This window comes from Nocardiopsis sp. NPDC006938, from assembly GCF_042869555.1.
Taxonomy (GTDB): Bacteria; Actinomycetota; Actinomycetes; order Streptosporangiales; family Streptosporangiaceae; genus Nocardiopsis.
Genome location: NZ_JBIAGA010000001.1, coordinates 508,098 through 522,034 on the forward strand (window position 1 = coordinate 508,098; position 13,937 = coordinate 522,034).

Here is a 13,937-nt window from a genome sequence, read left to right on the forward strand (position 1 = left end):
AAACAACGGGGGTATTCACCCGGACCAAAACCACCATTACCCCACAAGGCAAACAGAGCCCTCACGGAGCCCCCCGCACACACGGAATCACCCCGGAATTTCCGCCGGGCAATATCCGGAAACCATAAAACGTCATTTCACAACAAACCGAAACAAGTCAGCCGCGCGGCGGCCTCCGCCGGGCACCCGGCCGCGCCCCGTCATCCCGTCGCCCCGTCGTCCCGGTCCGACCGGAACCCGGTACCTTGCCGGGTGTGCACGACCAAACCGGCGCCGAGGGACTCACGGTCGCGCTGATGTCCGAGCGCTCCGGGCTCTCCCCCCACACACTGCGGTACTACGAGCGATCGGCCTGCTGCGGCCGGTGCGACGGTCCGCGGCGAGCCACCGCAGGGACGGAGAACCCGAGACAGCCCGGCTCGTCCCGGGTCCGCCTGGCCAGGTCGCCCAGCGCGGCGCGGGCCTCCGGAACCCGCGCGGGATCGGTGCAGCGGATACGGGCCGTGACCTCGTACGGGCACGGTGGTGTCGTGGTTCACGACGTGAACACCAGGACTTCGAGCGCGTTCGAAGTCAACCCCTGCCTCGCGGTCGGGCGCGTCACGCGTGTTGGAGACGGGTACCGCGTGGAAACGAACCCGGTGGGCCTGCCTGGAGGCCGGTGCCGGGGCGGTGCGCCCGTCCCGGACCCGACGAAAGGGCTCCGCACCGCGATGCGTCTCGCGGTGCGGAGCCCGGTGTCACACGGGCCGACAGGACGGTTCGGCCCGGGCGACTGGTCCGCCCTCGGACCGGTCAGAGGGTGGGTGCGACACCCACGGCGACAGCGAGGTCCTCCCAGGACATACCGGAACCCTTGAAGACGTTGGGCCGGTCGGTACGCCGGGCCACCTCACCCCGGACGAGCGGGGCGAGGCCGACGAGGTCGGCCTCGGTGAGGGTGCCCTCCTCGATGGCGAGCACCACGTCGCCGCACTCGCGCAGGGCGGCGCCGCTCTCCTCGACCACCACGAACGACCGGCCCATCAGGGCGGCGTCCAGTTCGCGGCGGTCGGCCTCGTGCGAACCCATGGCGACCACGCAGGCCCCGTCCCTGACCAGGGAACCGTCGAACAGCGGGTCCTTGGCCGAGGTCGCGCACACGACGATGTCGGCCTGGGGCACGTCGGACCCGACCCCCGCCTCGGCGGCGATGCCGCGCTCGGCGAGCTCCCGGAGGGCGGCGTCCACACGGTGCGCGGTACGGCCGACCATCCGAACGCTCGTGAGCGTACGGACCTGCGCCACCGCGACGACGTGCTCGACCGCCTGGGGGCCGCTGCCGAACACCACGAGCCGGGAGGCGTCGGCCGCGGCCAACCGGTCCACCGCCACGGCGGAGGTGGCCGGAGTGCGCAGCGAGGTGAGCGCGACACCGTCGACGAGCAGCCTGGGCGTGAGGGTCCTGGCGTCCATCAGCATGTACACGGCCTGGATGCGGGGCAGGTCACGAGCGGGGTTGTCCGGAGACACCGACGCGACCTTGACACCGACCCAGTCGCCGAGGGTCGAGGGCATGAGCAACAGGTGCCCGTCCCCCGCCCCGGCGTGGACCCGGGCGGGGTCCTCGGAGGGGTCGAAGCCGTCCAGCAGGGCGCGCTCGATCAGCTCGAACGCCCGGCGGGGGCCGATCCGCTCCCGTAGTTCCCCGGCGCTCACGAGGGGCAGACCGGTCTGGGTCTGGGTCATGCGGACACCTCGGGCTGTTCGTCACGGGAGGCCCCTTCACGGGCCTCGATGAGGGCGGTCTCCTTGCGCACCACGCTGCCGGAGACCGCGACGGCGGTGAAGGAGATGACGGCGAGGACCACCAGGTAGGTGGCGATCGGCCACCAGGCGCCGTCGAAGCGGGCGAGCAGCCAGGTCGCCAGCAGCGGGGCGGTTCCGCCCGCGAGCGCGGCGCCGATCTGGTAACCGAGCGTCACACCGGTGTAGCGCACGCGGGTCGTGAAGATCTCGGAGGTCAGGGTGCCGAGGGTGGCGGTGACCGGCGGCCAGGCCACACCGAGGGCGATCACGACGGCCGCGTACACCGCCCAGTTCATGTGGAGGTCGAGCAGCATGAAGAAGGGCGCCGCGAACAGGGCGATGAGCAGGGTCCCGCCGAGGTAGACCTTCTGGCGGCCGAAACGGTCCGAGAGCGCGCCCATGAGCAGGATGGCGAACGTGCTGACCAGCGCGCCCGCACTGACGGCGTTGAGGACCACGGACTGCTGGATGTCGAGCGTGCCGGTCGCATAGCTGACCACGAAGGTCGCGAAGATGTAGAACGGCGCGGTCTCGACGACCTTGGCGCCGACCGCCACGAGCACGGACCGCCAGTGGTCGCGCAGGGTGTCCTGGATGGGGAGCTTGGCGACGTTGCCGCTCTCCTTGGCCTCGCGGAACGCGGGCGTCTCGGCCAGGCCCTTGCGAATCCACAGGCCGACGAAGACGAGGACGATGCTGGCGATGAAGGGGATGCGCCAGCCCCAGGCCTCGAAGGCACCGTCCGGGAGCAGGCTGACCAGCCCGAAGGCGACCGTGGACATGAGCATGCCGATAGTGATGCCGGTCTGGGGCACGGAGCCGAAGAAGCCGCGGCGGTTCTCGGGGGCGTACTCGTAGGCCAGCAGCAGGGCGCCGCCCCACTCCCCGCCGATCGCGAGGCCCTGGATGATCCGGCAGAGGATCAGCAGGACCGGCGCCAGGAGACCGACCTGGTCGTAGGTGGGCAGGAGACCGATCGCCACCGTCGCGCCGCCCATGAGCGACAGGGTGATGACGAGGGTCTTCTTCCGCCCGATCCGGTCGCCGATGTGGGAGAAGACGATCCCGCCGAACGGCCGGATGAAGAAGGTGAGCGACAGGGTCAGGTACGACAGCATCAACGAGATCACGGGATCGTCGTTGGGGAAGAACTGCTTGTCGAAGATGAGCGCCGCGGCGGTGGCGTACAGGAAGAAATCGAACCACTCGATCGCGCTGCCGCTCAGGCTGCCAAAGAGTACACGGCGGTTGGTGGCCGGTTTACCGACCACCGAGTGCTGCGAGGCCACTCACAACTCCTCGGATCAGGGCCCGACGAAGCGGGGCCTCAAGATGGGAACTTGTGCAACGTACAATTGCACCCTCCCCGAATCAAGACCCGTGACCGAATCGAAGCAGCTCAGCTACCTGATGCGTGCGTCTCCTCTCCGGCCTCAGACCTCCGCCCGACCGGCCCAGACCCCCCGCACGTGCCCGAGATGGTGTCGCATGAGCGCCTCGGAACCGGCCACGTCACCCGCTTCGAGGCGATCCAGCAGCGCGTGGTGCTCCTGCGCGGTGTCGACCAGGCGCCCCTGCTCATAGAGGCCGCGCAGCGCGGACAGCCGTGACATCCCACGGAGCCGACGCACCTCCTCGACCAGCCTCCGGTTACCCGCGATCGACAACAGCTGGAGGTGGAAGGCCATGTCGTTGGCGATGAACTCGCGCAACCGCCCGGTCTCGGCGGTCTCGGTCAGCCGGTCGGCGAGCGGACGCAGCGCGGCGATCTGCTCGGGCGTGGCGGTCGCGGCGACCCGGCCGACCGTGGGGACCTCGATGAGCGCACGGAGCTCGATGAGCTCGTCCAGGGCGACGTCGCTGAACTCCACCACGCGGTAGCCCCGGTGCCGGAGGGTCTCCACGAGCCCCTCCTGGGTCAGTTCCATCATGGCCTCGCGCACCGGGGTCGCGGAGACGCCGAGGCGTTCGGCGAGAGCGGGGGCCGAGTAGACGAGGCCGGGTTCGAGTTCCCCGGCGATCATGGCCTCACGCAGCACCTCCGTCACCCGCGCGCGCAGGCTGGCACTCTCCGTGAGCGAACCGAGGACCGACCGAGACCGGTCCCGTGAGGCGTCGATGCTCATGTGCTGGGTTCCTCCCCGGGGTGTGTCGCTCCCAGGATGCCACGCGCCCGGGCTCCGAACACGCGAAAGTTCGCCCCGGGAAGGGTTCGAAGGAGTGGGAAGTACGACACGGACGGTCACCGCACGGCCGTGCGGGCTCCGCGCGCCGGGCGGCGCGCTCCCAGGATTCCGAGGCCCGTGGGAAGCCGAGCGGCTCCGGGGGCGCGCACGCGTGGACGCGTGGGCGGGACCGGACTCATGGGCCGCCCCTGCTCTCCGGGGTCCTCCTGGGACGGCGGCCCCGCCACCGGTGCCATCCTCACTGGCCCGGCGTCCCCACCCTGACTTTCGACAGGGGACGCGGCCCCATCCGGCGGGCTAGGTTCCCACCATGCGTTCCTCTCCCACCCACCACCGACCGTGCCGTGTGTCAGCAGGCGATCTGGCCTTGGCCGCCACGCTCCTACTGCTGGTCCTGGCCCCGCGGTGGCCGTTCCTGCTGATGGCCGTCCCGGTGCCCGCCATGCTCACCGGACGACTGTCCCGGGACCCGCGCGCGGCGGGATGCGCCCACGCCGTGGCGGGCCTGGTCGGAGTGGGAGCGCTGGTGGTCGGCGGCCACCCCGTGGGCCTGTGGGTGACCGGAGGCGTGCTCGCCGTGTTCGCGGTGGTGCTGCCGTGGCTGCTCGGCCTGTACCTGCGCAGCACCTCCGCCCTGGAACGGGCGGGCTGGGAGCGGGCCCGAACCCTGGAGCGGGAGTTGCGGTTGAGGACCGAGCGCACACGCATGCGGGAGCGCTCGCGTATCGCCCGGGACCTGCACGACGCCATGGGCCACCAGTTGAGCCTGCTGGCGCTGGGTGCCGGCGCGATGGAGACGGCACCCGACCTGCCCGAGGAGCGCCGGGCCCAGGCCGGGCAGCTCCGGGAGGCGGCCGGCCGCGCGGCCGAACAGCTGATGGTCGCGGTGGGCGTCCTGCGCACCGACGCCGATCCCGCTCCGCTCGCCCCGACCGGGGACGGTCTCACCCGGCTGGTCGACGACGCGCGCGAGGCGGGTCTGCGCGTGACCCTCGAAGAACGCGGCCCGCTGGTCGACCTTCCCCTGATGGTCGACCGGGCCCTGTACCGGGTGGTCCAGGAGGCCCTGACCAACGTCGCCAAACACGCACCGGACACGGAGTCGCGGGTGGAACTGCACGGTGGCTCGGGCTCGGTCGGGGTGCGGGTGTGCAACCCCCTGCCCCGGGAATGGGGCGACCGGCGCCCCGCCCCCGGGGCCGGTAGCGGCCTGGTCGGGCTTCGGGAACGGGTCCACCTGGCCGGGGGCGCATTGACCGCCGGACCGGACAACGGGTACTGGGTGGTGGTGGCCCAGCTCCCGACGCGGGAGCCGGGCCCGGCTCAGGACGCCCAAGCGACCGGCGGCGCTGAAGGGGACCGGGCCGTTCAGGGCGCCTCCGCCACGGTCGGCCACCCGGCGGGAACGTCCGCAGGGGTGTTCGGACCCGGTCCCGGCCCTGGGTCCGGCCACAGAACCAGCAGCGGGTCCGGATCTGGGAGCGGGGGCGGGGGCCGGTACCAGGGGGCTGACGGGCGTCGGCGGTCGTGCGACGGGAGTCGACGCGGTGGTCACGATCCGGGCGGGAACCGGAAACCGCGCGACGCCGACAGCTGCGGGCTCCGCGCCCGGACCGCCGTTGACCGCGGGGCGGACGACGAGGTTCCAGGGGTGGACGAGATCCCGGGGGAGATCGAGGAGCATCCGCAACGACGCGTGCGTCGTCGTACCCTGTGGGCGATCAGCACCATCGTGACCGTTCCGATCCTCGCCGCGATGGTCGGGTACGGGCTGTTGTTGGGGATGTCCACGCACGAGGCGGCCAGTTCCACCCTCGATCCGGGCGTCTACGATGGCCTGCGCGTCGGTCAGGACCGAGCCGAGGTGGAAGCCCTCCTCCCCCCTCGCGAGCTGAACCCCGGCGCCGTGACCGCCGCGTACTGGCCCGAGGAACCCGAGGGGCTGGACTGCCGCCACTACCGGTCCAGCGCGGACGTGCTCTCCGGCGAGTTCGACAGCTACCGGCTCTGTTTCGACTCGCTGAGACTGGTCTCGGCGGAGGTACTGCCGTGAGGACGGGGGAAGGGGTGTGAGCGTGGTCAGGGTGCTCTTGGTTGACGACGACGCGATGGTCCGCGCGGGCGTGCGGGCGGTGCTCGGCAACGATCCGGAGATCGAGGTGGTGGCCGAGGCCTCCGGTGGACGCCAGGGTGTGGAGATGGCCTGGTCGCACCGGCCGGACGTGGCTCTGGTCGACATCCGTATGCCGGGCATGAACGGGCTGGAGGCGGCGGTCGAGATCCGCAGGGCCGTACCGGGCGTCGGCGTGGTCATCCTGACCACCTTCGGCGAGGAGGAGTACGTGGTGCGGGCCCTCGACAGCGGTGTGGACGGGTTCCTGCTCAAAACCGGAGACCCGAGGGAACTGCTGTTGGGGGTGCGCGCGGTCGCGGAGGGCGGGGCCTTCCTCTCCCCCAAGGTGGCCCGCCGGGTCCTCGACGGCATGGCCCACGAACGCTCCACCGCACGCTTGCGCGCCCGGGAGCGCCTCGCCGGGCTGACCGCCCGGGAGCACGAGGTACTGCACCTGCTGGCCATCGGGCTGTCCAACGGAGACATCGGGCGTCGGCTCTTCATGGTGGAGGGAACGGTGAAGGGGCACGTGAGTACCATTCTGCGTCGGTTGGGGGTCCGTAACCGGGTGGAGGCGGCGGCGATCGCGCACGAGGCCGGTCTGACGGAGCCGGACCGGTGCCCCCCGAGAGGGGACCGGTCCGGCGCCGGAACCGTCTCCGGCCCCCGTTTCCAGTCGGGGGTCCAGCGGCACCGGCCGTGACACGGCCGTCGTCGGCCCTGTCACGGGCACAGGGACCGCACTGCCACCAGCCGTCCAACCGCGACGCCCCCGGTCGCGCCGACGGCACCGGGGGCGTCGCCGATCGGGGTACTGACGGCGCCGTGGCTCCCGGCACGGCGTCGACCCCAGCGGCGTCGCTCCCAGGGCCGACACCAGCGGCGTCGCCGTCGCCCCGGCTGGGCTCCGGCCCCGGATCGAGCTCCGAACGGGGGTCTCGACGGCCCCCACCCGAATCGCGGACGATCCCGCGCGAGCCGCCGGACGAGGGTGGCTCGGATGAGCGTTCACGCCCGGGTGAGACCTTCGGCCGGCGCGATACGGGCGGCACGAACGGCGGGTGCGAGGGTGGCGAGTACACCGATCGCCAATGCGGCGACCGGGAGCAGTCCCAGCTGCGCCCAGGGAACCGACACCACCAGGGGCGCGGTGCGCCCCACGATCGCGCCCACCCCGAGCACGCCGTACGGCAGGCCGACCAGCACTCCCAGGACCACTCCGAGCTGGGAGATGACCACGGCTTCGACGGCGAGGGTTCCACGAAGACCGCCCCGGCTCAGGCCCAAAGCTCTCAGGAGGGCCGTCTCCCTGGTTCTCTCCAGGACCGACAGGCTCAGCGTGTTGGCCACCCCGAGGCTGGAGATGACCACGGTGACGAGCAGCATCACCAGGGCCAGCGCGACCAAGAGGTCGAGGATTTCGGTGAGGTCCCTCCTCTCGCTGAGTGCTCCGCTGACCGCGACACCCGGATCAGCCCCGGCCACCAGGTCCATCTGGTCGGCGAGGTGCTCCCGGTCCGCTCCAGGGGCCGCCACCCCCCACACCACGCCCTGATCCCAACCCCGGGTGACACCGTCAAGAACGTCCTCGAGGACCACCGGCGCGGCCGTTCCGGAGGCGGTGGCCAGGGCGGACGGGTACAGGGTGAACGTACGGGCGGTGCCGTCCAGGACCAGTTCGGTGCTCTGCCCGGGTACGGCGCCCAGCGCCTTCAGCTGATCGCCGGAGACCAGCATGACGGGCTCCGTCCCCCCGGTGGTCCCCCGGTCGGAACCTCCGCCGACGCCCGTGCCGGTTCCGGTGTCGAGGAGCTCGTCGGCACCGACGACCTCGGCGAGACTCGGCGAGACGCCGATCAGGGTCACCTCGTCCCACCCCTGGACCGTCACCGGCGCCGTCCGGGGTGCCTCCACGAACTCCAGCCCCTCGATCGCCCGTATCCGCTCCACTGTGTCGGTGTCGACGGAGCCCGTGTCCGCGCGGGCGCTCACCTCCACCGGGTAGCGGGAGTCCAGGTCACCGTCGATGGTGGCCCTGCCGGTGGCGGCCGCGGTGGTGAGGGCGCTGATCAGGCCGAGCCCCAGGACGAGGGCGAGTGTGGCGGTGGCGGCTCTGCCGGTGTCCCGGCGGAGGTTGGCTCCGGCCAGGTCCGCGACCCCGCCCATCCGGCGCAGCGGACCATGTGCCCAGCGCAGGAGTCGGGCGATCAGGTGGCGCAGCGCCAGGAGCAGACCGATCGCCCCGGCGAAGCCTCCGGCGATCGCGAGTGGCAGCGACCCCGTCCAGGTGCCAAGGGCCATGGTCGCCAGCCCCGTGAGCGCGAGTAGCGCCCCGAGCACGCGTCTGCGGCGCAGGTGTACTCCGTCGTCCAACGGCGCCGACCTCAGCGCCTCGACCGGAGCGGTGGTGGAGGCCGAGCGCGCCGGGAACCAGGCGGCGGCCACGGTGGTGCCGACCCCCGCCGCGACGCAGCCGAGCAACGGGAGCGGGGCCAGACGCAGACCGTCTCCGGCCATCCCGGCCAGGGAGGCCCCCGCGTATCCGGCGGCGATGCCCGCTCCGGCCCCGATCAGGGAGCCGGTCAGCCCGATGAGGAGGGCCTCCGTGACGACCAGCTCGCGCACCTGACGGCGATCGGCGCCGACCAGGCGCAGCAGCGCGGTGTCGCGACGGCGTTGGGAGAGCAGGATCGTGAAGGTGTTGGAGATGACCATCGCCGCCGCGAGCAGGGCCATGAGCGCGCACACGAGCAGGAGGAGGCCGAGCTGCTGGGAACCGCCCGCGAACCGGTCGGCGGCCATCCGGGACTGTTCCTCGGCGGTCATCACGTGCAGGTCACCCGGCAGGGCGCCGGTGAGGCCGTCTACCGCGTCCTGGGGGTCGACCCCGTCGACCGTGCTGGCCAGCACGGTGAGGGGGGTGTCTCCGGCGAAGTACGCCGCGGGGGCGTGGAAGGTGTGCCGCACGCCGGTCAGAGGTCGAAACCCCGGGTCGGTGCTGCCCACCACCGTGACCTCGTGCGTGCTGTCCGCCGCGCCCGCCCCCTGCGGGGCGTCCACCGCCGGGGCGACGTCAACGCCCTCCGGCGCGGCGTCCCCGACCGCACCGCCCGCCGCCGCGCCCTCCCGCGCGCTGTCCCCCGCGCCGTCCTCATGGACCCGTTCCCCGGCCCTACCCTCGCGCGCGGGGTCGTGCCCCCCGACGAGCCGGACCGTGTCCCCCACCGCGAGCCCCAGCGACTCCAGCGTGGCGGTGTCGGCCACCACCTCGTCGGGGCCGGTCGGCCAGTCGCCCTCGGCCAGGTCGAACCAGCGCAGCCCGGGGTCGTCCGCGAGCCCGTAGACGTTGGCGGTTCCCCGCAGGCCGTCGGTGACCACCTCGACGGTGCGCGCGTGGACCGGCGCGACCGCCGTGACGTCGGGGTGTGCGGCGACCCGGTCGGCCCAGTCCGGCCCGGGGTCGGCGCCCTGCGGGTCGAGGTCCACGACCACGTCGGCGACGGTCAGCGGCGCGGCGGCCACCGCGCGCAGGCCCGCGCTGGAGGTCGAGGAGAACACCGCCGTGGCCGCGAGGAAGAGCGTGCCGAGCACGACCGCGAGCAGGACGGCGAGCAGCCGGGCGGGGTGGGCGCGGAGCTGGGCCCACGCGAGGTTCAGCATCGGGTCTCCGTTCGGGCCATCGCGGTGAGGACCTCGTTGGTGGTGGGCCGTTCGAGGGAGTCGCGCAGGAGCCCGTCGGACATCGTCAGGACCCGGTCTGCGTAGGTGGCGGCGACGGGGTCGTGCGTGACCATGACGATGGTCCGGCCGAGTTCGGTGCTGGCCGAACGCAGGTGTTCGAGCAGTTCCCGACCGCTGGTGACGTCCAGGGCCCCGGTGGGTTCGTCGGCGAAGAGCACGGCGGGGCGGGTGAGCAGGGCGCGGGCGACGGCGACCCTCTGTTGCTGCCCTCCGGAGAGTTCCGGAGGTCTGTGGGCGAGCCGGTCACCGATCCGCAGCGACGCCACGACCTCGTCCAGGTGCGCGCGGTCGGGGCGTTGGCCGGAGAGCCGCAGCGGAAGCAGGATGTTCTGTTCGGCGGTGAGCGCGGGCAACAGGTTGAAGGACTGGAAGACGAAGCCGACACGTTCGCGCCGTAGCCGGGCGAGTTCCCGGTCAGTGAGCCGAGAGAGGTCTCGTCCCTCGACCAGCACCCGCCCCGAGGTGGGGGTGTCCAGGCCCGCCAGGAGGTTCATGAGCGTGGACTTTCCGGAGCCGGAAGGGCCCATGATCGCGGTGAACTCCCCGGTGTGGAAGGCGAGGCTCACGCCCGCCACGGCGGTGACCGCGGTTTCTCCCTCTCCGTAGCTCCGGACGAGCTCGCTCGCCTGGAGTACCGTGTCGCGCTGTCGCGACGGTGTGGTCGTCATCGGGTCCCTTCCCTCACGTGTCCCGCTATCTGGAACCACGCTAGGAATCGGGGCACCGGGGCCGACACTGACGACCGGCGGGGTGGCCCCCTGTCGATCGACAGGGGTGGAACTCGGATGGATGCGCTATGGCGGCGCCCACGGACCCCGCCCTCCTGTCCCGCTCGCCCGGTGCGGCGGCGACACCCCCCGAACGGACTTCGTCCAAAGCATTGACGAAGTGCCGAAGCGCTGGCAGTGTACGCGGCATCTGCCAGGGGACGACCGAACGGAGACCCACCGTGCACGACGACCGGCGGCTGACCGAGGCACGACTGGACCGCGTTCTGAGGGAACGCGTGTGGCCCGCGGTGTACACGACCTCGATCCCCCTGGAGGTGGGCCGCTGGGACGCGCCCGGGGAGCCGGTCCCGGCGGAGGAGGGAATCGGCGCGCCCCACGCGCCCGCCCGGGTGGGTGACGCCTGGGGCCCGGCCTGGGGCACCACCTGGTTCCGGTTGCGCGGCCGGGTGCCCGCCGAGTGGGCCGGTCGCACGGTGGAGGCCGTGGTCGACCTGGGTTTCGACGACGCGATGCCCGGCTTCCAGTGTGAGGGTCTGGTCCACCTCGCCGACGGCACCGTGGTGAAGGGGCTCAACCCCCGCAACGCCTGGATTCCGGTCGGCTCGCCCGTGGACGGCGGCGAGACCGTCGAATTCCACGTGGAGGCCGCCGCCAACCCGGTGATCCTGGGCGATCCACCGTTCCGGCCCACGGACCTCGGCTCGGGGCTCGGCCCCGAGGACCGGCCGCTGTACCGGCTGGCCCGCGCCGACCTGGCCGTCTTCGAAGGCCAGGTGTGGGAGCTGGCCCTGGACCTGGAGGTCGCGGGCGGGCTCATGCGCGAGTTGGACACCGGCGACCCCCGCCGCTGGGAGCTGCTGCGCACCCTGGGTCGTGCCCTGGACGCCCTGGACCTCCAGGACGTTCCCGGTACGGCGGAGCGGGCCCGGGAGGCGGTGGCCCCGGTGCTGCGCTCCCCCGCGTCGGCCAGCGCCCACCGGGTGTCGGCCGTGGGACACGCCCACATCGACTCCGCCTGGCTCTGGCCCCTGCGCGAGACCGTCCGCAAGGTGGCGCGGACCAGCGCCAACGTGGTGGCGCTGTTGGACGACCACCCGGAGCTCGTGTTCGCGATGTCCCAGGCCCAGCAGTGGGCCTGGCTCAAGGACCACAGTCCGGAGGTGTTCTCCCGGGTCGTGCGGGCCGCCGAGGCAGGGCGGTTCGTCCCGGTCGGGGGCATGTGGGTGGAGTCCGACACGAACATGCCCGGGTCGGAGGCGCTGGCCCGCCAGTTCGTCCTCGGCAAGCGCTTCTTCCGCGACGAACTGGGAGTGGACACGCGGGAGGTGTGGCTGCCGGACTCCTTCGGGTACTCGGCGGCGCTTCCCCAGCTGGTCCGGCTGTCGGGTTCGCGCTGGTTCCTCACCCAGAAGATCTCGTGGAGCCAGACCAACCGCTTCCCTCACCACACCTTCTGGTGGGAGGGGTTGGACGGCACCCGCGTCTTCACCCACTTCCCTCCGGTCGACACCTACAACGCCGAGCTCACCGGCGCCGAGCTGGCCCACGCGTCACGCAACTTCCGTGACAAGGGGGGCGCCTCGCGCTCCCTCGTGCCGTTCGGCCACGGCGACGGCGGCGGCGGACCCACCCGCGAGATGCTCGCCCGGGCCGCGCGCCTGCGTGACCTCGAGGGCTCGCCGACGGTGGAGATCGAGCACCCGGAACGCTTCTTCGCCAAGGCGCGCGAGGAGTACGCCGACGCCCCGGTGTGGTGGGGCGAGCTGTACCTGGAGTTCCACCGCGGCACCTACACGAGCCAGGCCGCGACCAAGCAGGGCAACCGGCGATCGGAGCACCTGCTGCGCGAGGCCGAGCTGTGGTCGGCCACGGCCGCCGTGCGCACGGACGCCCCCTACCCGTACGAACGGTTGGAGGAGCTGTGGCGGACGGTCCTGCTCCACCAGTTCCACGACATCCTGCCCGGCAGCTCGATCGCCTGGGTGCACCGGGAGGCAGCCGAGACCTACGCCCGGGTGGCACGGGAACTCGAGGGGATCATCGCGCTGGCGCAGGACCGGCTCGCCGGTGACGGAGCGGACGGACAGGAGCCCGGATCGTCGGGTGTGGTGTTCAACCCGACGCCGCACGAACTCGACGGCGTCCCCGCCCTGGGCGCCCTGCCCCGGCACCGGATGGGTGACGGGGTCCCCGGGTCCGCCCTCCTCGGCCCGGACCCGCTCACTCCGGGCGGCTTCGTCATGGAGAACGAGCTGTTGAGGGTACGGGTGGACGGGCGGGGGCTGGTCACCTCGGTCCTGGACCTGTCCGCGGTCGCGGGGGGCCGGGAGGTGCTCGCGCCCGGACGCCCCGGCAACCTGCTCCAGGTGCACCAGGACCTGCCCAACCAGTGGGACGCCTGGGACGTGGACGAGTTCTACCGCAACACCACGGTGGACCTCACCGACGTCGAGAGCGTGGAGCCCGAGCCCCCCGGCTCCGCGTCCGTCGCGCTGCGCGTCACCCGTTCCTTCGGCGACTCCACCGTGGTCCAGGTGATCTCCCTGTCCCCTCGTACCCGGCGACTGGACGTGGAGACGGTCGTGGACTGGCGCGAACGGGAGAAGTTCCTCAAGGCCGCCTTCCCGCTGGACGTGCGCGCGCACGAGTCGTCGTCGGAGATCCAGTTCGGCCACGTCAGGCGCCCCACGCACACCAACACGTCGTGGGACACGGCCAGGTTCGAGATCTGTGCCCACCGTTGGGTGCACGTGGCCGAGCCCGGGTACGGGGTGGCGGTGCTCAACGACTCCACCTACGGCCACGACGTGACCCGCGACGTCCGGGACGACGGTGGCACCACGACCACGGTGCGTCTGTCGCTGCTGCGCGCCCCGCGCTTCCCCGATCCCGACACCGACCAGGGCGAGCACCGGTTCCGGTACGCGCTGGCGCCGGGGGCGGAGGTCGGGGACGCCGTGCGCGAGGGCTACCGTCTCAACCTGCCGGTGCGCGAGGTGCCCGGTGACGCCGCGGTGGAACCGCTGGTGGCCGTGGACGACCCCGGCGTGGTGGTCGAGGCGGTCAAGCTCGCCGACGACCGCTCGGGCGACGTGGTGGTGCGGATGTACGAGGCGCGCGGCGGCCGCGCCCGCGCCACGGTGAGCACCGGGTTCCCGGTCACGGGGGTGCGTGCGGTGAACCTGTTGGAGGAGGACGACGAGGAGGCCCCGGAGCTGCTCGTCGAGCCGGTTACCTCGTCGGAGCCCGGACCCCGTCGGGTGTCCTTTTCACTGCGGCCGTTCCAGATCCTGACCCTGCGCCTGGAGCGCTGACCGACTCCGGGGCCCGGGCCCGCCGTCCCGGGCCCGGGCCCCGGTCACCGCGCCTCTGCCCTTC

Annotated in this window: 8 protein-coding genes; 3 read left to right on the plus strand and 5 right to left on the minus strand. The window is 72.4% G+C overall.

The annotated features are described in order from the left end of the window. Positions 1-795: 795 nt before the first annotated feature. The 3 genes from ACFYL4_RS02220 to ACFYL4_RS02230 form a co-directional block, all read right to left on the minus strand. Complete coding sequence (locus ACFYL4_RS02220) at positions 796-1,728, minus strand: ornithine cyclodeaminase family protein (RefSeq protein WP_387515771.1); 933 nt, start codon at positions 1,726-1,728, stop codon at positions 796-798. Beyond that, complete coding sequence (locus ACFYL4_RS02225) at positions 1,725-3,077, minus strand: MFS transporter (protein WP_357765018.1); 1,353 nt, start codon at positions 3,075-3,077, stop codon at positions 1,725-1,727. Before ACFYL4_RS02225 ends, ACFYL4_RS02220 begins: the two co-directional genes overlap by 4 nt. A 144-nt stretch (positions 3,078-3,221) precedes the next feature. Beyond that, positions 3,222-3,914 (minus strand): GntR family transcriptional regulator, encoded by a 693-nt coding sequence (locus tag ACFYL4_RS02230; RefSeq protein ID WP_357765015.1) that lies wholly within the window; start codon positions 3,912-3,914, stop codon positions 3,222-3,224. 406 nt (positions 3,915-4,320) lie between these two features. On the opposite strand from ACFYL4_RS02230, the gene ACFYL4_RS02235 reads away from it, so the two are divergent. Beyond that, positions 4,321-6,027 carry a sensor histidine kinase gene (locus ACFYL4_RS02235; protein ID WP_387515774.1) on the plus strand — a complete coding sequence of 569 codons (1,707 nt, stop codon included), beginning with the start codon at positions 4,321-4,323 and terminating at the stop codon, positions 6,025-6,027. A gap of 22 nt (positions 6,028-6,049) precedes the next feature. Continuing rightward, positions 6,050-6,790, plus strand: a complete 741-nt coding sequence (locus ACFYL4_RS02240) for a response regulator (protein WP_387515970.1) — start codon at positions 6,050-6,052, stop codon at positions 6,788-6,790. A 305-nt stretch (positions 6,791-7,095) separates the two neighbouring features. Here the strand turns inward: ACFYL4_RS02240 and ACFYL4_RS02245 are convergent, their stop codons facing one another. Both ACFYL4_RS02245 and ACFYL4_RS02250 read right to left on the minus strand, forming a co-directional pair. After that, the gene (locus ACFYL4_RS02245) at positions 7,096-9,747 is read right to left on the minus strand and encodes an FtsX-like permease family protein (RefSeq protein WP_387515776.1); all 2,652 of its coding nucleotides are present in this window, start codon (positions 9,745-9,747) and stop codon (positions 7,096-7,098) included. After that, positions 9,741-10,496: an ABC transporter ATP-binding protein gene (locus ACFYL4_RS02250; RefSeq protein ID WP_387515778.1), complete on the minus strand. Its 756-nt coding sequence runs from the start codon at positions 10,494-10,496 to the stop codon at positions 9,741-9,743. Before ACFYL4_RS02250 ends, ACFYL4_RS02245 begins: the two co-directional genes overlap by 7 nt. A gap of 281 nt (positions 10,497-10,777) precedes the next feature. Between ACFYL4_RS02250 and ACFYL4_RS02255 the strand changes: the two genes are divergently transcribed. Then, complete coding sequence (locus ACFYL4_RS02255) at positions 10,778-13,873, plus strand: alpha-mannosidase (RefSeq protein WP_387515780.1); 3,096 nt, start codon at positions 10,778-10,780, stop codon at positions 13,871-13,873. The last annotated feature ends 64 nt before the right edge of the window (positions 13,874-13,937 follow it).

Coding starts and splice junctions, on each gene's coding strand:
- ACFYL4_RS02220 (WP_387515771.1), bottom strand. CDS start 1,728: ATGACCCAGACCCAGACCGGTCTGCCCCTCGTGAGCGCCGGGGAACTA.
- ACFYL4_RS02230 (WP_357765015.1), bottom strand. CDS start 3,914: ATGAGCATCGACGCCTCACGGGACCGGTCTCGGTCGGTCCTCGGTTCG.
- ACFYL4_RS02245 (WP_387515776.1), bottom strand. CDS start 9,747: ATGCTGAACCTCGCGTGGGCCCAGCTCCGCGCCCACCCCGCCCGGCTG.
- ACFYL4_RS02250 (WP_387515778.1), bottom strand. CDS start 10,496: ATGACGACCACACCGTCGCGACAGCGCGACACGGTACTCCAGGCGAGC.